Annotated in this window: 19 protein-coding genes; 11 read left to right on the top strand and 8 right to left on the bottom strand. The window is 46.0% G+C overall.

Features of this window, described 5'->3' with window-relative positions:
* Positions 1 to 11 precede the first annotated feature (11 nt).
* From CLV59_RS18940 to CLV59_RS18910, 7 genes are all read left to right on the top strand, one after another.
* Positions 12 to 944 carry a ring-cleaving dioxygenase gene (locus tag CLV59_RS18940; protein ID WP_245950893.1) on the top strand — a complete coding sequence of 311 codons (933 nt, stop codon included), beginning with the start codon at positions 12 to 14 and terminating at the stop codon, positions 942 to 944.
* A 1-nt stretch (position 945) separates the two neighbouring features.
* Positions 946 to 1572, top strand: a complete 627-nt coding sequence (locus CLV59_RS18935) for an alpha/beta hydrolase (RefSeq protein ID WP_111593645.1) — start codon at positions 946 to 948, stop codon at positions 1570 to 1572.
* 29 nt (positions 1573 to 1601) lie between these two features.
* Positions 1602 to 2003, top strand: coding sequence for an OsmC family protein (locus tag CLV59_RS18930; RefSeq protein WP_211323973.1), 402 nt, complete (start codon positions 1602 to 1604; stop codon positions 2001 to 2003).
* Between the two features lie 15 nt (positions 2004 to 2018).
* Complete coding sequence (locus CLV59_RS18925; protein ID WP_111593643.1) at positions 2019 to 2468, top strand: (4Fe-4S)-binding protein; 450 nt, start codon at positions 2019 to 2021, stop codon at positions 2466 to 2468.
* A complete protein-coding gene (locus CLV59_RS18920) occupies positions 2468 to 2740 on the top strand; it encodes a GNAT family N-acetyltransferase (RefSeq protein ID WP_111593642.1) in 273 nt (90 codons plus the stop codon). Before CLV59_RS18925 ends, CLV59_RS18920 begins: the two co-directional genes overlap by 1 nt.
* A 91-nt stretch (positions 2741 to 2831) precedes the next feature.
* Entirely contained in the window at positions 2832 to 3407 is a 576-nt protein-coding gene (locus tag CLV59_RS18915) for a YeeE/YedE family protein (RefSeq protein ID WP_111593641.1), read from the top strand.
* 6 nt (positions 3408 to 3413) lie between these two features.
* Positions 3414 to 3824, top strand: a complete 411-nt coding sequence (locus tag CLV59_RS18910; RefSeq protein WP_111593640.1) for a DUF6691 family protein — start codon at positions 3414 to 3416, stop codon at positions 3822 to 3824.
* Between the two features lie 48 nt (positions 3825 to 3872).
* On the opposite strand, the gene CLV59_RS18905 is transcribed toward CLV59_RS18910, so the two are convergent.
* From CLV59_RS18905 to CLV59_RS18895, 3 genes are all read right to left on the bottom strand, one after another.
* Positions 3873 to 4994, bottom strand: coding sequence for a zinc finger domain-containing protein (locus CLV59_RS18905; protein ID WP_111593639.1), 1122 nt, complete (start codon positions 4992 to 4994; stop codon positions 3873 to 3875).
* Positions 4995 to 5051: 57 nt separating this feature from the next.
* Positions 5052 to 6194 carry an SPFH domain-containing protein gene (locus CLV59_RS18900; protein ID WP_111593638.1) on the bottom strand — a complete coding sequence of 381 codons (1143 nt, stop codon included), beginning with the start codon at positions 6192 to 6194 and terminating at the stop codon, positions 5052 to 5054.
* A gap of 77 nt (positions 6195 to 6271) precedes the next feature.
* Complete coding sequence (locus CLV59_RS18895; protein WP_111593637.1) at positions 6272 to 8371, bottom strand: heavy metal translocating P-type ATPase; 2100 nt, start codon at positions 8369 to 8371, stop codon at positions 6272 to 6274.
* Between the two features lie 164 nt (positions 8372 to 8535).
* Between CLV59_RS18895 and CLV59_RS18890 the strand changes: the two genes are divergently transcribed.
* From CLV59_RS18890 to CLV59_RS18875, 4 genes are all read left to right on the top strand, one after another.
* The gene (locus CLV59_RS18890; protein WP_111593636.1) at positions 8536 to 9117 is read left to right on the top strand and encodes an RNA polymerase sigma factor; all 582 of its coding nucleotides are present in this window, start codon (positions 8536 to 8538) and stop codon (positions 9115 to 9117) included.
* A gap of 82 nt (positions 9118 to 9199) precedes the next feature.
* A complete protein-coding gene (locus CLV59_RS18885; RefSeq protein ID WP_170137817.1) occupies positions 9200 to 10369 on the top strand; it encodes a FecR family protein in 1170 nt (389 codons plus the stop codon).
* 217 nt (positions 10370 to 10586) lie between these two features.
* The gene (locus CLV59_RS18880) at positions 10587 to 13970 is read left to right on the top strand and encodes a SusC/RagA family TonB-linked outer membrane protein (RefSeq protein ID WP_170137816.1); all 3384 of its coding nucleotides are present in this window, start codon (positions 10587 to 10589) and stop codon (positions 13968 to 13970) included.
* 24 nt (positions 13971 to 13994) lie between these two features.
* Complete coding sequence (locus CLV59_RS18875) at positions 13995 to 15779, top strand: RagB/SusD family nutrient uptake outer membrane protein (protein ID WP_111593633.1); 1785 nt, start codon at positions 13995 to 13997, stop codon at positions 15777 to 15779.
* Positions 15780 to 15825: 46 nt separating this feature from the next.
* On the opposite strand, the gene CLV59_RS18870 is transcribed toward CLV59_RS18875, so the two are convergent.
* The 5 genes from CLV59_RS18870 to CLV59_RS18850 form a co-directional block, all read right to left on the bottom strand.
* Complete coding sequence (locus tag CLV59_RS18870; RefSeq protein ID WP_211323971.1) at positions 15826 to 16674, bottom strand: alpha/beta hydrolase; 849 nt, start codon at positions 16672 to 16674, stop codon at positions 15826 to 15828.
* Between the two features lie 19 nt (positions 16675 to 16693).
* Positions 16694 to 17449, bottom strand: a complete 756-nt coding sequence (locus tag CLV59_RS18865; protein ID WP_111593632.1) for an SGNH/GDSL hydrolase family protein — start codon at positions 17447 to 17449, stop codon at positions 16694 to 16696.
* Positions 17450 to 17544: 95 nt separating this feature from the next.
* On the bottom strand, positions 17545 to 18903 hold the full coding sequence (locus CLV59_RS18860; protein ID WP_111593631.1) for an acyl-CoA dehydrogenase family protein: 1359 nt from the start codon (positions 18901 to 18903) through the stop codon (positions 17545 to 17547).
* Between the two features lie 27 nt (positions 18904 to 18930).
* Positions 18931 to 20559, bottom strand: coding sequence for a hypothetical protein (locus tag CLV59_RS18855; protein WP_146616244.1), 1629 nt, complete (start codon positions 20557 to 20559; stop codon positions 18931 to 18933).
* Complete coding sequence (locus CLV59_RS18850; RefSeq protein ID WP_111593629.1) at positions 20522 to 21919, bottom strand: hypothetical protein; 1398 nt, start codon at positions 21917 to 21919, stop codon at positions 20522 to 20524. The genes CLV59_RS18855 and CLV59_RS18850 overlap by 38 nt, the downstream gene beginning before the upstream one ends.
* Between the last annotated feature and the right edge of the window lie 6 nt (positions 21920 to 21925).

The raw sequence follows: 21925 nt of genomic DNA, 5'->3' as shown, positions 1-21925 counted from the left end.
GAAGGTATATCATGAGCGCAATTACAGGCATACATCACGTAACGGCTATTTCCGGCAGCGCAAAACGTAATTTCGACTTTTATACGCGCGTGATGGGATTACGGTTCGTAAAGAAAACCGTCAACTTTGACGATCCCAATACATATCATTTTTACTATGGCGATGAAACTGGTAGTCCTGGTACTATTCTGACTTTTTTCCCCTGGGAAGATATCATGGCAGGGCGCCGTGGTACGCATATGGCCACAGAAATCGGTTATGCTGTACCCGATGGCAGTCTGGATTTCTGGCTGAAACGTTTCGAAAAAGAGAACATTATTTACAATAAGCCTTCGTCTAAGTTTGGAGAAGTATATCTTACTTTTCTGGACCCGGATGGGTTGAAAATAGAACTGACGGTACCCGAATTTCCGGACAACCGGGAACCATGGGAAACAGCAGAGATCAAAGATGAGCATGCGTTACGCGGCTTTCATCACGTCACCCTTACCCTCGATGACATCCAACCTACCGCAGATTTGCTGGTATCCGTTTTCGGTTATGAATTGAAAAAGAATCATACCAACCGGTATCGTTTTGCAGGTCCTGATGGCGAAAAAGGTGGATATATTGATCTGGTAGAAGCTAAGGGGGAGATGCGTGGTCATGTGGCTGGCGGCTCTGTACACCATGTAGCGTTCAGGGTTCCTGATGAGGCTGCACAGGAACATTTCCGCAAGATCCTGGAAGATCGTGGCTTGCATATCACCTCACAACTGGACCGAAAATATTTCAAATCCGTTTATTTCCGGGAACCAGGCGGCGTACTGTTTGAACTGGCAACAGATACACCCGGATTTACCGTAGACGAGCCTAAAGAGCAGCTGGGACAGCATCTGATGTTACCGCCTCAGTTTGAATCACAGCGTAGTGAAATTGAAAAGAAATTAATAAAGCTCGATTAATATGGACTTCCAACCAATGAAATATATCTGGGAACCTGCTGTTAACAGCAATGGCTATACGCTATTGCTGTTGCATGGTACCGGCGGAGACGAATCTCACTTGCTCCCTATCGGAGCGCGGATAGGCGCAGGTTTCAACATCCTCAGTCTGCGAGGCAACGTACTGGAACATGGCATGTCCCGGTTCTTTCGAAGACTAAGTATGGGCGTATTTGATGAAAAGGACGTTCATTTCCGCACCCATGAGATGGTACATTTCTTACAGGAACTTTCATTGGGACTGGGGTTTGACCCGGACAAACTGATAGCTGTTGGCTATTCCAATGGCGCTAATATTGCCGGTGCTACCTTAATGATTTATCCGGAACTCTTGGCCGGCGCCATATTGTTCAGGCCTATGCAGCCTTTACATGGACTGGAAACGGCCTTTGAAACAGAGAAGTCGCAGCCGGTTTTAATAAGTTCAGGAAAAGAAGATAGCACCGTAAATCCGGACGCTACAGCAGGTTATGCCAGTCTGTTAGAAGCCAATGGTTTTAAAGTAAGCACCGTGCAGGTAGAAGCAGGTCATAACCTTTCGCAACAGGATATCACCCTTGCCGGCAAATGGCTGAAAGATTCATTTTAAAATATTGATAAGGAAGCAGCATTATGACAATGGAAGAATCAGTAAAAGTATCAATTGGTAATATCCCTTACCAGGTATCTGTAGATACCCGCGGACACAGATGGTTATCAGATGAACCGGAAGATATAGGCGGCGGAGACACCGCTCCAAGTCCCGGAGAATTACTGCTCAGCAGTTTGGGTGCATGTACTGCTATCACAGTTAAAATGTATGCCAACCGGAAAAAATGGCCGCTGGAAGATGTAGAAATTGAACTCGCCTTTAATAGCGAATTGAAGCCAGATCCTTTGACCACCATCATAGAACGTAATATCGTCTTTAAAGGAGATCTTACCGATGAGCAAAGGGTGCGACTATTACAAATTGCAGATGCCTGCCCAGTGCATAAGGTATTGAGTAATCCTATTAAAATAATCACCCGTCAAGACTAAAAGGAGGATTTCAAAATGAAAGACATTACTAAGAAATACACTAACGGTGAGGTGACCATTGTATGGAAGCCGAATGTATGTGTGCATTCTGAAGTATGCTTCCATGGTTTACCGGAAGTGTTCAACCCCAATGAAAAGCCCTGGATTAAAGCAGAAGGGGCAGCTACAGACCGTATCATCTCCCAGGTAAAGCAATGCCCTTCCGGGGCGCTCACCTACTATCTGAATGCAGAAGTGGAAGCAGAAGGAGGCGTAGCCCCGGCAATTGATGCCGAGAGCATCGTGGAGCCACTGCCCAATGGCCCTCTGCTGGTGTATGGCAACATCGTCGTAAAGGATGCAGAAGGCCATGAAACGCATAAGAACAAGGTGACTGCTTTTTGCCGCTGTGGCGCTTCCAGCAATAAACCTTATTGCGATGGCACTCATGTAAAAATTCATTTCAGAGATAAACCTGAACAATAATGGAATTAACTATTCATCAAAATACCGCTCAACATCGGTTTGAGACCACCATCAACGGCTTTACCGCATTTATTCAATACCATCTTTTCCAGGGCGGCATCGCCTATGTGCATACAGAAGTTCCGCCAGAACTGGAAGGACAAGGAATTGCATCCCAGCTGGCTAAATATGTACTGGATTATGCCAGGACGGAGCATCTGAAGGTAAAACCATTATGCCCTTACGTGCATGCCTATATGAAAAGGCATCCGGAATACAACGACTTACTCTGATGAAAATAGGACCACCTATTTCACCACGGCTGGCAGGGAGATTTCCTGCCAGCCGTTTTTTTAATTCATTATCTTTATAAAAAACCATAATATGACACTCTTACAAGCCATGCTACAGCCCTGGCATTGGGCTATTGGCGGGTTCCTGATAGGTCTTACTGTTCCGTTGCTATTGTTGTTGGGTAATAAGGCCTTCGGCATCTCCTCTTCACTCCGACATATATGTGCCGCCTGCTTTCCGGCGGATATCTCTTTCTTCAAATACGATTGGAAGGCGCAGAAATGGAATTTATTTTTTGCCGGCGGTATCCTCATTGGCGCATTTATCGCTGCACATTGGATGCAGGGAAATGGTGAAATGGAGATTGCAGCGGCGACAAAAGTTAAACTGGAACAGTATCATTTACATAACTACCAGGGATTATTGCCTCATGAAATATTCAACTGGAGCAACGTGTTCACAGGGAAAGGATTGGTATTCTTTGTAATCGGAGGTTTTCTGGTTGGTTTTGGTACAAGGTATGCTGGTGGCTGTACTTCCGGGCATTCGATTATGGGGTTATCTAATCTGCAATGGCCTTCACTGGTGGCTACTATTTGTTTTATGGCAGGCGGGTTTCTTTCTGCCAATGTGATTGTACCCTGGTTATTTTCTATCCTTAATTAATGTATTATGAAAAATATGAAATACTTGCTGGCAGGGATATACTTTGGAATTGTGTTAGTGAAATCACAGGTCATTAGCTGGTTTCGGATACAGGAAATGTTTCAGCTTACCTCCTTTCATATGTACGGTGTCATTGGAACCGCTGTGATTACCGGAATGATTGCTGTGCAGTTGATTCGTCGGTTCGGGATTAAAACTTTTGAGGGAGCGCCTATTTCCATTGAGCCAAAGCAATTTGATAAGGGGCAGATTTTCGGAGGAATTATTTTCGGATTAGGTTGGGCGATAACAGGCGCTTGTCCGGGTCCTTTGTTTGCGCAGATTGGTAGTGGGTTTACCGTGGTGCTGATCACTTTATTGAGTGCCATTGCCGGCACCTGGGTATATGGTTTGGTGGAGAAGAAATTACCGCATTAAAAAAGGGCTGTCACTACTATGTAGCAACAGCCCTTGCTTTCATATAGCTTAATGTTGTTGTGACATCTGGTAGATGATAACGATGATCGCAAGAATTGCAATCACCAGTCCTGCAATCTTCACCCAGCTGTATGGTCTGTCGCCTGTTACTTCACCGGTAGTAGCATTTACCACGAAATGATATACCTTATCGTTGTATTTGTAGGCGCTGATCCAGACAGGGAGCAGTAAGTATTTCAGGCCAAGGTTGTTATACTGTACATCGTAATGGTCGATGATTTGTTCATCACCTCCGATATCATCGCAGATTTCTCCGCGAATGACAGGGTCCATTCTTTTCTGTGCCAGTACCAGTCCTTGTTCTGCATTCGTTTGATATATTTCCGCCCGGAAGCCGCTCAAATAGCGACCATCATAGCTTTTCAGCAGTTCCAGTTTCCATGGTTCCAGGATCACAGCCATTTTCTGTGGCAGTGAAGGGCTGGCGGAAACCAGTACATCACGGAAATCATTGCTAACGTGACCGGATGTACGATACCAGGCAGTGTGGCGTACCTGGCGGGTACGGGTCTCTTCCCTGCCGTTTACCGTTTCGGTGTAGGTTTCTGTCACGTAATAATATTCACCACGTTGACCAGTATACGAAGTGCTGGTATCTGTATCGTAGCTCCAGTGTGGGATGTAAACTCCTTTCAGTTGCTGGGAAGACCCATCTCTCACTTTTTTCACCAGGTCGGATGGAGCGAACCACAGTTTGCTCATCCAGTTCCGGAAGAATCCTAATGCTTCGCCGTCTTTAATGATAAATGGCAGCACATAATGTGGCTGCAGCATGGAGGTGGTCTGTGCATGGTCTATCACCAGTGGCGATGCACAGAACGGGCAGGAATCGGCCGTTACATTGGGCAGCAAAGTAGTGGATGCGCCGCAGTTGGTACATTTCACTACTACTGCCTCCTGAGTAGCAGAAGTATGTGCCTGTTCGGAGGCGATAAATTCCTGGTAATCGAAGGCATGCACCTCCGTTTCTGTTTCCTGCGAGATTTCGTTTACAGTTCCGCAGTAGTCGCATTTCAGGCTGTTGGTACCGGGTGCGTAGTGCAACACCGCTCCACAGTTCTGACACTTCAGAGAGGAGACCGTTTCACTTGTTTTGTCCTCAAATGACATAGGGCAATATTCAGTCAGTTAGATAGCAGTGCGGCACAAACCGCACTGCCCAATAAATTAAGGTAATGGCGGAGGAACGGTTGCGAGTACCGGCGCCATTTCTGGCACAGTGGAAGCGGCCGACCATGCAGCCATACCAGCTTTCCATACCAGGGTATCGCCTTTCAGCTGACCAGCAGCGGCCAGTTGACGCAACTGATCCAGTTCAAAAGGACCGGATTGTTTACCATCTACAGCCACGTAGAAAGCGACTGCAGCAGGTAATGGCGGAGGAACTGCGCCCGGGGTTGGAGCAGCAGCACCGGTTCCACTCTGGCCGGTTACCGGATTAAAAGTATTCTGCTGGAAAACATTACCTACCTGGCCCATCATTGCTGCGCCCATGCCCAGGCCCAGACCGGCGCCTGCGAGACCGCCGCTGCCTGGATTCTCTGCAGATTTTTCCATGGCATTGGCAGCCTGGAACTGTGCATATGCACCCAGATTACCAACGATACCCATGCTGCTGCGTTTGTCCAGCGCTGCTTCCACTTCTGGTGGCAGGGAAATGTTTTCGATCAGGAATTTAGTCAGTTCCAGACCCAGTTCATTGAACTCAGGGCTGATTTTATCGCCGATAATTTTGGAAACTTCGTCATAGTTTGCCGCCAGGTCCAATACCGGAATTCTTGATTCCGCAATGGCATCCATACCGCGGGAAACGGCCAGGTTACGGAGCTGTTCATTGATACCATCAACGGTAAACTCTGGGTTGGTCGCTGAAATCTCTTTCAGGAACTCGCCAGCATCTTTAATGCGGAATGCATAGCTACCGAATGCGCGTATACGCAGCGGACCAAATTCCGCATCACGCAACATAATCGGATTCTTGGTACCCCATTTCTGGTTGGTAAACTGGCGTGTGCTCACGAAGAAAACATCCGCTTTATAAGGGCTGTTAAAGCCATATTTCCAACCCTGTAAGGTAGCCAGGATAGGTAGGTTCTGTGTATTCAGTGTATACATTCCAGCCGGAAACACATCCGCAATCTTACCCTCATTCATAAACACAGCTACCTGTGATTCACGTACGGTGAGTTTGGCGTTTTGTTTTATCTCATTCTGATAGCGGGGAAATTTCCAAACAATAGTATCCGCGGACGTATCCGTCCATTCAATAATGTCAATAAATTCATTCCTGAGTTTATCTAATAATCCCATAATGACAGGTTTTTAATACGAGTTAATTGTCAGTCAAATCTACAGAAATATTTATTTGAATTGGAACTAATGATTTGTTATAATTTCAACAACTTTGCATTGATGGCAACTACCACAGTACTCACTGTCATTAATACCGCGCCTGCGGCCGGACTAAGTATAATCCCCCAGGGAGCTAAAATACCTGCTGCCAATGGCATGGCAATCAGGTTATAACCCGTTGCCCAGGCCAGGTTCTGGACCATTTTACGATAGGTGGCTTTTCCAAACCGAATGAGACTCACGATATCTGCCGGATTACTGTTTACCAATACAATACCGGCTGTTTCTGCAGCAATATCTGAACCGGAGCCCACGGCAATCCCAATATCCGCCTGGGCCAGGGCTGGCGCATCGTTGATGCCATCTCCGGTCATGGCTACGTATCTCCCCTCCTGTTGCAATTCCTTAATAGCATCCAGTTTCTGGTGCGGTAAAACTTCCGCAATCACCTTATCAAGATGCAGTTGTTCTCCTACTACTGCCGCTACTTTGCGGTTATCGCCAGTAAGCAGCACCGTAGTAATGTGATCCGCTTTGAGCGACTGCACCGCCCCCGCAGATTCGGGACGGACCTGATCAGACAACAGCAAATACCCCGCAGGCTGCCCATTTACAATGACATAAGAAAGCGTACCAGTATCGTCTGTTTGTACAGGCGGTAACTGGAAATGCTCGCGGGCATAAGCCGGAGACGCCACCAGTACTGTATCTTTCCCAACGGTTGCCTGAATCCCTTTTCCAGAAAGAGCTTGTACCTCACTGGCAGCAGGAATCTGCAAATGCAATTCGTTGGCTTTAGCAATAATACCGGTAGCAATTGGATGCTCTGACTGTTGCTCTGCGGATGCCGCCAACGCCAATATCTCCTCTTTACTACGGTCAGGCATATACGATTCCATAGCGGTTACTTCGAATCTGCCAACCGTCAGCGTACCTGTTTTATCAAATACCAGCGTATCTATTTTGCGTGCATTTTCAAAAGCTGTTCTGTTTTTGATAAGGAGTCCATGTTGCGCGGCAATGGTGGTAGATCTCGCTACCACCAATGGAATAGCAAGTCCCAGCGCATGCGGACAACATATCACAATTACTGTTACCATTCTTTCCATCGCGAAGGCCAAACTACTTCCAGTGAACCACCAGATGAAGAAAGTGACGATACCGGCAACAATCGCCACCAGCGTTAGCCAGCGGGCGGCTTTATCTGCCAGCAGTTGCGTACCGGATTTGGCCTGTTGCGCATCATTAACCAGTTTGATCACCTGCGACAAATAAGATCCTGCACTGTCGTGCGAAACGGTAATCTGCATAGCGCCATTTCCGTTGATGGAACCTGCAATTACTTTATCGCCCGTTTTTTTCTCCACTGGTTTGGATTCCCCTGTCAGCATAGATTCATTTACATAACTGCTGCCCTCTTTCACCACACCGTCTGCGGCTATTTTTTCACCGGGTTTGATCAGAATAACATCATTGGGTTGAAGACTGTCTGTTTTTACTTCTTGTATATCGTTGCCTTTTACGAGGTGAGCTTCCGCCGGCATCAATTTCACTAGCAGCTCCAACTCCCGTCCTGCTCCGGCAACAGCGCTCATTTCAATCCAGTGTCCCAGGAGCATGATAAGTATCAGGGTAGCCAGTTCCCAGAAGAAATCCATTCCTGCCAATCCAAAAAGTGTAGCGACACTATATACGAAAGCGACGGTAATAGCGAAGCCAATCAGTGTCATCATTCCCGGATTACGCTGCTTCATTTCCTGTGCCCATCCGGTGAGGAAAGGCCATCCCCCATAAAAATAAATGATGGTACTCAGGGCAAACAAGACATACTTTCCTCCGGGAAAATCAATCTGTAAGCCCAGCCATTGCTGAATCATATGTGACAATAGCATTACTGGAACGGTGAGTACCAGCACTACATAGAACCTTTTTTTAAAGTCATTGATCATAGCATTATGGTCATGTCCGCCATGGGCGCCATGACCGGCGTGCCCGCTATGGTTCATTGGCATCTTGCCATGATCCATTTCCTCCTGCTGATGCGCTTCATGCGTATTATTTTCACCTGCGGAAGGATGTTGATGTATATGTGTAGGGGTTGTCTGTTGATGAGCATGTTCGTGATGAGGGTCCATGATTCCGGGCTTTTATAGGTTAAAACAAGTGCCAGTTTGATTTGTTGGCTGTGATCCACGATCTATTAAGATACAAACATTCGGCTGATAATCACTTGAAAAGAATAAATTGCATGCTATATGCCGTTTTACTATTTTAGCTTTTGTTCCAGTGTTGAAAAATAATGACTGCCTACCTACAAACTGATGAGTTGCTGATTGAAAAACTGTCAAAAGATGACAGGAGAGCTTTTGAGGCAGTGTATAATCAATACTTCCTCCAGGTATTTCATTTCTCCCTGAAGTTTGTGGAAGACCGACAGATTGCGGAAGATATCACCCTGGAAACTTTTGTGAAGTTATGGGATAAACGCAGTGAGCTACCTCCTTCTTCCAATTTATCTGCTTTCCTTTGTACTATAGCCCGTAATGCATGTCTGAACCACCTGCGGGATGCTGAGCGCCTGCATAACCGGCATCAGGAACTGGCCAGACGCCAGGATAACGAACACTATACTTTCGAACTATACGCGGACCCACGCTCCGAGGTGTATAAACATTTATACCAGGAAATTGAAAAACTGCCGGGACGTATGGCAGACATACTCCAATTAAGCCTGAAAGGTTTGAAGAATGAGGAAATTGCAGAACATACCGGCGTCAGTGAAAAAACCGTTCGGAACCTGAAAACAGCCGCCATCAAGCAACTCCGTACTAAGCTATTGAAGAACGAATTGCTGCTCCTCATGTTACTCATCTCCCGTTAAAATATTTTTTAAAATTTTCGGGACAATTTCTTTTCGGCGGTGTCCTATAGTTACAACCAAAGAACTGTAGAATCGAATGCCATTGTCGCAGAAACAAATAACAGATTTACTACTGAAGCATTTATACGGTGAACTTACGGCTGAAGAAGCCGCCACATTGGAACAATGGAGAATGAGCAATGAAGAAAACAATGCCCTTTTCGCCGAGTTTTCAGATGAGGAAAAAGTAAAACAGGAGCTGTCAGCGCTATTGGCCACCAGGTCTCGCATCTGGGAGCAACTGGACGCGCATACCGGTTCCGTGCGTACATTACGCAGGAGCTACCAGCGACCATTGCTGGTGGCAGCCAGTATCAGCCTGTTGCTGATGGTAGCAGGGTACCTTCTCTGGAACCGGCCACCATCCAGCCATACACCCATTGCCAAGCATATGGCAGACATCCCCGCACCTGCAGCAAACAGGGCATTTATCACTTTGCGTAACGGCCAGAAAATTTATATAGATAGTCTGCAACCTGGCGCAGACGGACAACTCAAAGGAACAGGCGCACAAAAACTGGCAGCCGACCAATTGGTCTATAATGAAAATACTGATGGGAATCACCGACCGGAATTGAATACCATCACCGTTCCCAAAGGGAGTAAGCCATTACAGGTGACCTTACCTGATGGCAGCGACCTCTGGATAAACGTAGCCACCAGCGTATCTTTCATGGTACCATTTCCCAAAGATACACGAATGGTACATGTAACAGGAGAAGCCTATTTTGATGTAGCACAAAATGCCAGCAAACCTTTTACCGTACAGGTACGCAATGAGGTTATCCATGTTCTTGGAACTACATTTAATGTACAGTCATATGAAGATGAGTCTATCACAAAAACAACATTAGTAACCGGAAAATTACAGATCAACCAAACTAAAACAGGAACGATGAATGTGCTGAACAGTGGACAGCAGGCCATTACACAGTCCAATGACGCAGTTATCGTAAAGGATGATGCAGACCTGGAAGAAGTATTATCATGGAAACAAGATATGTTTCACTTCCGAAATGAGGAACTAAAATCCATCATGAATCAACTGGGTCGCTGGTATGACATCACTGTCGTCTATCCCCGTAATATTCCTAACCGCTTTTTTACTGCTAGTATTTCCAGAAGGAAAAGCTTGTCGGAAGTCCTGAAAATCATGGAACAAAATGGAATTCACTTTAAACTAGAAGGGAAAACACTCATGGTAATGCCATAACACAAGTATCACCAACAGCGCATGTAGTAAATGAAGCCGGAAGTCGTGGGGCGACTCCCGGCAGATTCAGGCATGTGCCAAAAAAACTCAATGTAAACCACGGCTTCCGGGGAAGGGGCCTTTTTTGTCACGCCTAAACAACAAAAGTATGATTTTAATGCATTCCTCTTACCAACGGGGATTGAACCAATGGTCTTTTCTAAAAAAGCTGTTGATCATGAAATTGATTACACTATTCTTATTATCCGTATGCCTCCATTTATCCGCCAAAACAAGTGGTCAACAAGTGACCATCAACGCCGATAAAGCATCACTGGAAAAGGTTTTACGATCTATCACCAAACAGACTGGGTACGACTTCTGGTTTGATAGTCATCTGCTGGCGCGTGCCAACAAAGTAAAAATAAACGTGCGGGAAATGCCCGTAGAAAAGGTGCTCGCATTGTGTTTCATAGACCAGCCCTTCGATTACAGGATTGTAGACAAAACAATTCTTATCCGGGAAAAGCCTATACCAGCCCTTGTTCCAGGCGCACTGGCGGATCTGGTGATTCGCGGACATATCACTGACGAAAAAGGCGGCGCATTACCTGGCGCCACTGTTGCATTGAAAGACTCCAAGCTGGGAACGGCGGCAGATGCCGCTGGTAACTTCACCCTGAAGATCCCGGATAAAGGCGGTATTCTTGTAGTAACTTTCATCGGCTATGAAACGCTGGAATTACCGGTATCACAGGCGGGAACTATAGACATCGTCCTGAAACCTGCAGATAAAAAAATAGATGAAATTGTGGTAGTAGGTTTTGGTACGCAAAAGAAAACCAATCTAACCAGTTCCGTAAACGTAGTTAAGATGGACGAACTGCTGGGAAACCGTCCGGTGAGTACCACCGGAACGTTGTTACAAGGCGTCGTGCCTGGCTTACAGGTAACAACAGGAACCGGCGAACCGGGCGGAGGTTTTACTTTTAATATCCGCGGTACCACCAGTATCAATGGAGGCGGTCCGCTCATCCTCGTGGATAACGTGCCTTTCAGCGGTGCGCTGAACCTGATTAATCCCAACGATATTGAATCCGTAACGGTACTGAAAGATGCCGGATCTGCCGCTATTTATGGCGCCAGCGCAGCTTTTGGCGTAGTGCTCATCACTACTAAGAAAGGGACTAAAAACAGTAAGATCAGATTGGATTACAGTAATAACTTTACCTTCTCCAAACCAAGTTCTATTCCCAAAGCTGCCAGTCCGATGGCAACCGTACAGGCCTACAAAGACATGGGCTACGGCGCTTACTGGACAGGCCAAAATGTAGACAAATGGCTGGCCTTCCTGCAGGATTATCAAGCCAATCCAGGCAAGTACCCACAAGGTTATACTACGGATGCCGGCGTAAGATATCAACTCGCCCAATCCGATGTAATCGGACAACTGTTTGATAACGCCGGGGTACAACAGATGCACGATTTTGCGATTAGTGGAGGAACTGAAAAAACAGTGTATCGTGTCTCCCTGGGAACAGTTAAAGAAGACGGTATAATGATTACTAATACCGATTCTTATAAACGTTATAACCTGAAATCCTATATCAGCACTGATGTCACCAACTGGCTGACGACCCAACTGGATGTGAGTTATTACAATTCCATCAAAACAGACCCTAACAGTTCCTGGCTCTGGAATATTGCCAGTAACAGCCCTTCTTACGTACCTACTGCCGATACAATGACCGTTAATGGCGTCTTGTATCCTGCCGGCACGCCTAAGAATTTATTGCTTAATACTTATCCTAATAAGGACAGGCTGGACAATATCCGTATGATGGGAAAAGTGGTGGCCAAACCTATGAAGGGACTGACGCTGCAGGGAGAATACCTATATGAAAATATCCGTGAAATTTATACCAGTTTCAACAAGCCATTTGATTATGCGGATATTTCGGAATTTGTTGTGAAGACAACCGTTCCCGCCGCCAATGCCGGTTTTTATAAATACCACAGAACAGATGATCGCAGAACATTGAATCTGTATGGTACTTATGCCCGTTCTTTAGGTAAGCACAATCTCAGTCTGATGGCTGGTTACAACCAAGATGAATTCCGTCGGGAAGCGCTTTCGGCAACCAAAACACAGATGATCTCCACAGATCTTCCTTCTATCGCTACAGCTGTAGGCACCCTGACAGGAACAGATGGTTATACTGAATGGAGTGTACAGGGATTTTTTGGTCGCTTCAATTATGACTATAAAGGTAAATACCTGTTGGAAGTAAATGGACGTACGGACGGTTCATCGAAGTTTCCTGCGAATCATCGTTGGGGCTTTTTCCCTTCTGCATCTGCCGGCTGGCGCATTTCTGAAGAACATTTCATGCAGCGCTTCAAACCCGTTCTTTCTGATCTGAAGGTACGCGCATCATTTGGTGAAGTGGGCAACCAGGATATTCTCCCTTATCGCTTCCTGGACGCCATGAATCCAACACTTACCAATTGGTTGGTGAGTGGTAGCAAACCTACTAGTCTTACCACCCCTGGTTTGGTGAGTCCTAATTTCACCTGGGAAACGGTTAGAACGCTGAACTTCGGACTGAATGTAGGTTTCATGGATAATCGTTTGAATTTGACAGCTGACTGGTACAGAAGACAAACGTTAAACATGCTGACCAGCGCCATTCAGCTACCAGCTGTAATGGGCACCGGAGCTCCGCTGCAAAACGCTGCCAACCTGCAATCCCAGGGTTATGAGCTGATGTTGGAATGGAGAGATAAAGTAGGTGATTTCAGTTACTATGTTTCTGCCAACCTGTATGATTTCAAATCCAAGATCACCAAATTTGATAACAACAAAGCGGGTTCATTAAATACTTACTACGTAGGCAAAGACATGAATGAAATTTGGGGATATACGACGGATCGCTTGTACCAGGAGTCAGATTTCAGCAATGGCGTTATCAAAGATGGCTTACCAAAGCAGATCAGAAATGGTTCCAATATGGTTACGCCTAACCCCGGAGACGTAATGTACAAGGATGTGGATGGCAACGGTATTATTACAAACGGACAAAATACACTGGCTGACCATGGCGATCTGTCTATTATTGGTAACAATCGCTTATCGCTGCAATATGGCGTCAATGGTGGCCTGGGATATAAAAACTGGAGCTTCTCCTTTGTTATTGCAGGTGTGGGCAAACGTGATCTCTGGATCAGTAACAACCTCACTTTCCCTTACAACTACGAGTTTGGTACCATCTATCAGAATGAGCTGGATTATTGGACACCTACCAATACAAAGGCACATTTCGCCCGTATATATGCCAAAGCTGCCGGCAACTCTGCTGTTAATAAACTGGTGCAGTCGAGATACCTTTCCAATGCCGCTTACCTGCGTATCAAGAATTTGAGCCTGGCCTACGCCTTGCCAAACGATCTATTGAAGCGTATTCATCTTAGCAGACTACAAGTGTTCTTCAGTGGCGAGAATCTGTTCACGTTCACCAAATTCCCTACTGGACTGGACCCTACCTCTACAGAAGACAAAGGCTATGGCATTAACTATCCAATTATGCGCATGTTCTCCTTTGGTATCAACGCTTCTTTATAATGTCTGACTGCTAAAATCTGTGTAATGAAAAAGAACATTTTACTGTTATCTACTTTAATCGCTGTTGCCTCCTGCAACAAGGATTATCTCAATAAATTACCATTAGACCAAATGACGGAAGCCACGTCATTTAAGACTTCCGACAATTTCAAAACGTATATGTGGGGCTGTTATGACTACCTGCCCTATTATGGTATTGATGTACCCGGTGGAGAATTCAACTCCGACAACATGGTGAATGGTTATAATGTGGCCAATAAATCGCCTTATGCTTTCCAGCTTAAGATTATCCCTACCGCTACCAGCAGTACTGCATGGGATTTCAGCTTTATCCGCAGGGTGAATATCATGCTGGATAATGTGGATCAATCATCCATGACACAGACAGATAAAGACCATTGGAGAAGTGTGGGATATTTTTTCCGTGCCTATCAATACTATGATCTGCTGGCCGCTTATGGCGATGTTCCATGGATTGAGCATAAGGTAACAGATACTTCTCTCAGTATATTATATGGCCCAAGAACGCCAAGAGATCAGGTAGCAAAAAATATTTTAGACAACCTGGTTTGGGCAGAATCTCACATCAAAACCAATGGAGACGGTCCTAATACTATCAACGTACATGCAGTGAGGGCGTTGCTTTCCCGCTTCGGCTTGTTTGAAGGTACCTGGCGTAAATATCATAATCTGCCGGATGCAAATACTTATCTGACCATCTGCAAGACCTATTCAGAGAAGCTGTTGGCCTCCTTCCCTACTGTGATGACCAGCTATGACGATGTCTTTAATACAGAAGATCTTGTTGGCAAGGCAGGAATAATATTAGCCCGTCAATATGTAACCGGGCAAACAGGCCACAACGCCACGCGTTATGTACGCACTTCTTCCTGGGGTACGGATCTCTCTAAAAATGCAGTAGAGAGCTATCTCTGCTCAGATGGCCGTCCGATATCGACTACTGCCAATAATTACAGCGATTCTACTATGAATGCGGAATTCAGAAACAGAGATCGTCGTTTATACTTCACCGTATTACCGCCTTATAAAGTGATTGCTTCCGGGCAGGTGACTACGTATACCCGTACCAGTGTGCCATCCGATAATGAGTACATCGATTTCATGGCCACTTTGCCCGGAAATGACGCTACCCGCAAGCGTTTGCCAGTGTCTAACTGGGCAGGATATTATCTGTATCGTGCCCCGCATTTCCTCAATGATAAGACCAGCGGCTCACAAGGGTTTATGAATACCTCTACCGGTTACTATTACTACAAGCCATATAACACCTTCACAGACGTGAGTACCACCGGGGTAGCTACCACCGACTTCCCCATCTTCCGTATTGAAGAAGTGATGCTCAACTATGCAGAAGCGATGTTTGAACTGAATGCCTTCAATCAGGGAATTGCCGACATGACCATCAATAAACTTCGCCCCAGAGCAGGGATACCTAATATGACGGTAGCTAATATTGACGGGGCTTTTGATACCCGCAGAGATCCAGCTGTGGACCCGGTGTTATGGGAAATTCGCAGAGAAAGAAGAGTGGAATTGATGGGAGATGGATTCCGTTTCAATGACCTGAAAAGATGGAGTAAAGGCGCTTACTTTAATACTCAGATGCTGGGCGTAAAAGTGAAAGTGACGGACTATGGAGCAGGCACGCCGATTACGCTGAACAGCAATGGACAGGTAGTCTTCTACCCGGTACCTGTAGGCTGGCTGGATAAATACTATCTGGAGCCTATTCCGCTGGAGCAGATACAGCTGAATAATAACCTTCAACAGACCACTGGTTGGAATTAAACCGAAACAAAAAGGCCTCCCTTTATTATATAGCGGGAGGCCTTTTTTATTTTGTATCGAATTGTTTCAGCCAGGTTTGAGCGAGCCCGGGCCAAACATCGGCGGCAGGGTTACCGGGTCTTAGCCCGTATCCATGTCCGCCTTTACTATAAAAATGTAATTCTACCGGAACTTTCGCATCTCTTAGAGCGCCAGCCATGACGAGGGCACTGTTGCTATATTGATCATCTGCTGTAGCAAAGAGAAACATAGGAGGCGTAGCTCCGTTCACTTTCAGCTCCGGTGTCAGAGCGCGATTTACGCCTTTATCCAGATAAGCCGGATAGATCAGCATTGCAAAAGCGGGTTTACAGCTAACACTGTCCGCTTTATCTACAGGCCTATATTGCTGCTCTTCATACAAAGTACTGGCACGGGCACTGAGAGAGCCACCTGCGGAGAAGCCCAGCAGTCCTACCTTATCGGGATTGTATCCGAATTCGGCAGCGCGACTTTTCGCTATCCGTATAGCGCGCTGTACATCCTGCAAAGCGCCCAGTTCTTTTTTGGGTACCCGATAGTGCAGCACAAATGCCGTATAGCCGAGACTGTTAAACCATTTTGCGATTTCCGTTCCTTCCAGATCGATGGCCAGTATACTATATCCACCACCCGGACAAATTACCACTGCCACATCCTTGCGGACTTGTAACGGCGCCGGGTATACGGAGATAAAAGGGTCCGTTACCTCGGCTATCCGGTGCACGCTCCGACTGGAGTCGGCCGACATTTTATAAGGCTGTTTGCTGGTTTCTCCAGGGACAGTGCCGGGCCAGAGGGGAATTGTCTTAATCTGCTGCGCCATCATATTTAAACCGGAACCCATCAAAAAGCAGAAGAGCATCCATTTTTTCATATGCAAGTTGAGGATTTAATTATTTAACACATTCCAGCCAGGCTTGCGCCATGAGTCGCGCTCCCGCCAGAGATGGATGAACGCCGTCACCCGTCCAGTAAGCAGCAGGGGCCGACTGTATCGCCTTATCAAAGATCGCCTGATAAGGAATAAACGTGGCTTTGTATTTATCAGCCATCTCTTTAGCGGCTGCTCTATACTCATTGAAAGTGGGATACCAGCTATCGTCTACGGCCTTCACGCCTTTGATAGCAAATGGTTCACCAATAATCAGTTGAATATCCGGGAATTGTTGGCGGGTGCGATCCAGGAGTTTATCATAGTCATTCCGGTACACTTTGGAAGTACCGTCATATTTGCCGGAGAGCGTATGCCAGTAATCGTTTACACCGATCAGAATACTGAGTACATTGGGTTTGAGGTCCAGGCAGTCTGCCTCCCAGCGTTCTGCCAGTTGGTATACCTTGTTTCCACTGATACCGCGGTTATAGATACTCAGATTTTTATCCGGATGCTGCCAGAGCAATTCTGAGGCTGCCAGGAAAGCGTAACCACCTCCCAGTGCGCTGCCGTTGTTTGGACCTGGGGCATCTCTTTTACGGCCTACATCTGTGATGGAGTCGCCCTGGAAGAGAATAACGGCATCTTTTTTCAGTTGGATTTTGGCGGGTTTAGGTCCTGTAGTGGCGGCGGCCACAATCTGCGGCAAACTGAGAGCAGCCAGGCTGCCCAGAGAAACATTTCTCAGGAAACTACGACGGTCCGATGTGTTCATAACGTTATTTTAGAATTTTAAAATTGATAGTGGAACAGCTAAAAATATAAAAAGAGAAATTTATCTCCTGATTTTTTTCTGAGGGTGAAATTTAGCTAGACAAAGGCACTATGGCCAGTAATTGCTCTTCCTACAATAAGGGAGTTTATTTCCTTCGTTCCTTCGTAGGAATAGATGGCTTCCGCATCGGCTACAAAGCGGGCCACATTGTATTCCAGGAGTATCCCGTTTCCACCCATTACTTCTCTGGCGCGGCCTACTATATCGCGGGTACGGAGGGTACAGAAGACTTTTGCGAGAGATGCGTGTTCATCTTTCAATCCTCCTTCGTCCTGGATTTCGGAGAGGCGGAAAACCATGGTCTGCATGGCAGTGAGGTTGGATAGCATTTCCACGAGATGCCCTTGTATGAGTTGAAAGGAAGCGATGGGTTTTCCAAATTGTTCCCTTTTCAGCGTGTATGCGAGCGCGTTCTCATATGCGCCTCTGGCGCAGCCAACGGCTTCCCAGGCAACGCTGGCTCTGGTCATACGGAGTACGCGGGCAGTATCCCGGAAACTGTTGGCATGTTGCAGGCGGTCGCTTTCTTCAATACGTACATCCTTGAGCGTTATAAGCCCATTCTGTACAATGCGGAGGGCCATTTTATCATGCATTTTCTCCACAGAGAAGCCAGGAGTACCTTTACGTAGCAGGAATCCTTTTACCTGGTTATCATCCAGATCTCTTGCCCAGATAACGATTACATCTGCGAATGTAGCGTTGCCGATCCATTTTTTCTGGCCATTGAGTACCCAGGTATCTCCTGTTCGTTTGGCCGTAGTGGTTAGTCCGCCTGCCGTACCTGAACCTACTTCTGGTTCTGTAAGACCAAATGCGCCGATAGTTTCCAGTTGCTGCATGCGCGGCAACCATTCATCTTTCTGGGCCTGTGAACCCAGCATATAGATAGATCCCATGGCCAGGCCACTTTGGACGCCGAAAAAAGTAGCGATACTGGCATCTACCCTGGCCATTTCCATGGCGATGATGCCTTCCATAAGATAGGAGCGGTTTGGACAACCATAGCCATCGTAGGTGACGCCACAGATATTGAGTTCCCGGAATTTAGGAATGATTTCAAAAGGGAATTCCGCTTTCAGCCAGTATTCATTTACTAGGGGCTGGATTTCGTTTTCCATGAAGGCGCGGACCTTCAGTTGCAGGGCACGGTCTTCTGCATTCAGTTGTGCAGATATATCATAGAAATCGCCATCAACGGGAGGTTGTTTCTTTTTGCCGCCGCGGGCAGTCAGCATTTTCATCAGTCCGTTCAGCTGGGTTTCATCCATCTGTGCAACGGAGGCCATAACTTTGGACAGATCCACCTTCTCGGAGAGCCTGGCCAGCATTTTAAAATCTATGCTTTTAAAAAGATGATAAGCATTCCTTAGCTTAGAGAAAGTACCTGCCATAATTTCCGTTTTGGATGAATTTACGAATTATTTCCCCGTAAATTTTCCATTCTGGGTAATTGTCAGGACCTTATCATTGATTTTAAGCGTGGCAGTTCCGATGAAGTTTCTTTCTCCTTTAGGCTGATGTTCGCCCTCTTCTTCAAAAGTAAGATGAGTAGGCATGGTGCCTGCATAGGAAGTATTTTTCAGGTTGCTGAAAATCACATAGCGGTCTGTGATATCCAGGTTCTGATTGGCGAGCACTACTTCTGCGAGGCGTTCTGTATTGCGATGGAAGATATGTACCGCAATGGCTACCGGATGTGGAAAGGGTATCCAGGAAATGCCTTCAAAGGAATGTTCTTCCCGGGATTCATCTGGCAGAATGGAGGAGAGCAAAGTTCGCATGGACTTCGCATCGAAGAAACGGCTGGCTATTTCCAGGCTGTTACGCGTTTCGACGAGTTCGCCCTCAGCATCCTGGCGAAGCGTAAGGTCCCAGATAAAGCGCCAGTCGTCTTGCTGATCCATATTATAAAATATAGGCTCCGCAAGAGTTTCTTTCATATGGATGGTACCATCCGCTGCAATGGTTGCATTTTCTGCCTGGGTATAATATCCTTCTGCATCTTCCCTACCCAGCAGCATTTTACGATCGATTTCTTTTCCTTCCGGCGTGTAAACTACCAAAGTATAACCAGGTGCAATCACGCCTTCCCCCTGCTCCATTTCATCGGTAGAATATAACAGCATAGGCATTTTGCCAGGAAGCATAATCTTGCCAAAGTGATAAAACTGTAGGGTATCAGCGAAAATATGTTGTTCGAAATTGAAGAAAGGAGTAAGAATAGAAACCGGTTTCAGTTTGCTGTTATCCGATACTTTATCCAATGCAATTGGCACTTTGACTTCTGGGAAGCGGTGCAGATAATCCTGGAAACTGATATTTTCCTGTGGCAGATGGGAGATCTCTCCTTTAGCATCTAACTTGATGAGCTTCAGTTTACCTTTGCTTTTGGGTTCGGATTCGTGATTGGTGGAATATACATACCACTGCGTACGTAGTTCGATAATGGAATCATTTTCAAAGAAAGGTTCCATTCTGGTATAGGAGTGTTCTGTTTTGCTTTCAGAGACGGCATTCATCCCAATCTCCTCTGTGGCTATCATTTTGCCTTTGTAATCAAAAGTGCCTAGTATCTGCCTAAACCAATTCTTGTTAACATTGGTATAGCATTTAAATACGATGGCCACGTAATGATTATTCCTAACAAAAATACCGGCCAATACTTTCTCAAACTTGTGACCATTGGGAGCGGGAATAAAGCTACTGCCACTGATATCTTTTAGTTTTTCATCAGCATCAGTGCGGTCTACCATTGGTAATGAATCAACCAGTCCGGGAAACCCCGGAATACTTTTAATTGTCACTCTGGCTGTATCGGCATCTGTATTGGTATTGCCATTGTTCTGGCATCCTGCTACTGCGATGGTCAGCAAAGCAACAGTAATATTTACCAGTGTTTTCATGGATTGTCGGGATGATTTGCGGGGCAAGATAATATAATTCCCTAAAAAGCAACCACCTGCGTCGGATATATCCGGCAGGTGGTTGAGCAACGATTTCTCACTGCGATTATTGTGCAGTGATGGCGCCATCTTTCGTGATAGCATAAGTTTTGTCGCCTATAGTTAAGGTTACCGGCCCTGAAACAGTGGCAAAACCTTCATATTCCGCATAGGCTTTGTCTATGGAAGAAGGCAGTTTCATCTGCGGGTCTGTAAAAGTATTATCCAGCATTACCGAGCCTAAAATTTGCCCGGCCTTGTTGGTGGTGATCAGTCGGATCGCTTGTCCGGACGCCTCCTGATAAGTATGCAAAAAAGCAGTGATATTCCAATCTCCCAATGATCCCAGACTTTCAACATTGGTATTGGAGGAAGTATTCTCCTGTCTGTTGGGTTCAAACTTATTCACCACCAATTTGATATTGGTATAGGTGCGGTTAAAATGGCCATCGCCACCAATACTTACCTTCACCATTCTTTCGTCTACTGCGTTTGCGAAGTTATCACTGTACTCACCAGCCTGAGAATTTTCCAGGTAAGTGATGGTCCCATCCTGGTCCATTTTGAAGGATTTATTCTCCGATTGATACCCTTCAGTAGCAAATGAGCCAGTTACCTCTATTCTATCTGTTTCAACACCTTGTTGGTTAAACGCAATCAGGATTAAAGAAGGGCCAAAGGAATCGATTTCTCCGGCTTCATAGACATCATTCCCTAACACTAATGTCATAGTTGGTTTACCAGGAATTTCAATCTTTCCCACCTTGTAGATGGCAGGAAAAGCAGCCGCCATAAAGCCGCCAAAGTCCAACCAGGAGCCTGTCTGTTTTAAACGTGAGAATTTTTTATGATCTGGCGTCTCTTCATAAGTCAGTGGCAGCGTCAATTTCGGGAACCCCGCAAGAAAGGTCTGATAGGTCTCCTTTTTCACCTCTTTCCATACTAGTTTACCCCCTTTCCGGATAGCCAGGTAGCGGATTTCCGATGGATGGTCTGCATTGAAGTTGATGGAAACACCATGCCCGTCCACATAGTACTTTCTGAATTCGACAATAGAGTCATTCTCCATTACCGCTTTGGTAACATATTTCGCTTGTCCGTCCGGGAATATTCTTTCTCCAATCTGTACCTGTTCCAACTTATTCCCATCAGGGCCGTAGGAAGTTATCCAATAACGTTTGGAGTTATCCTTTTCTCCAAAATAAACCACCACGACTGCATCCTGGGCTGTACGAATGCGACCGGCTTTCAGGTCATCATACTTGGTAAGCGTATCTTCAATCGTATGATTTTCTTTTAAGGAAGTCATATTATCCAGGCTTTCCAGCGGTGTTTCCACCAACGGCAGCGCCTGTACGAAAGCATGGAAGGCCGCTTTATCCACGGCATTTTCCTGTTGTTTTGGTTTGTTATCGCAGGCTGCGATCAAACCAGCAACAGCCAATATTAAATAACGTTTGTTCATAAAAGT

Origin of the sequence: Chitinophaga dinghuensis (assembly GCF_003259435.1) — a bacterium.
GTDB classification, from domain to species: domain Bacteria; phylum Bacteroidota; class Bacteroidia; order Chitinophagales; family Chitinophagaceae; genus Chitinophaga; species Chitinophaga dinghuensis.
The sequence above is the reverse complement of the archived record's forward strand: the minus strand, read 5'-3'. Positions and strand labels throughout refer to the sequence as shown.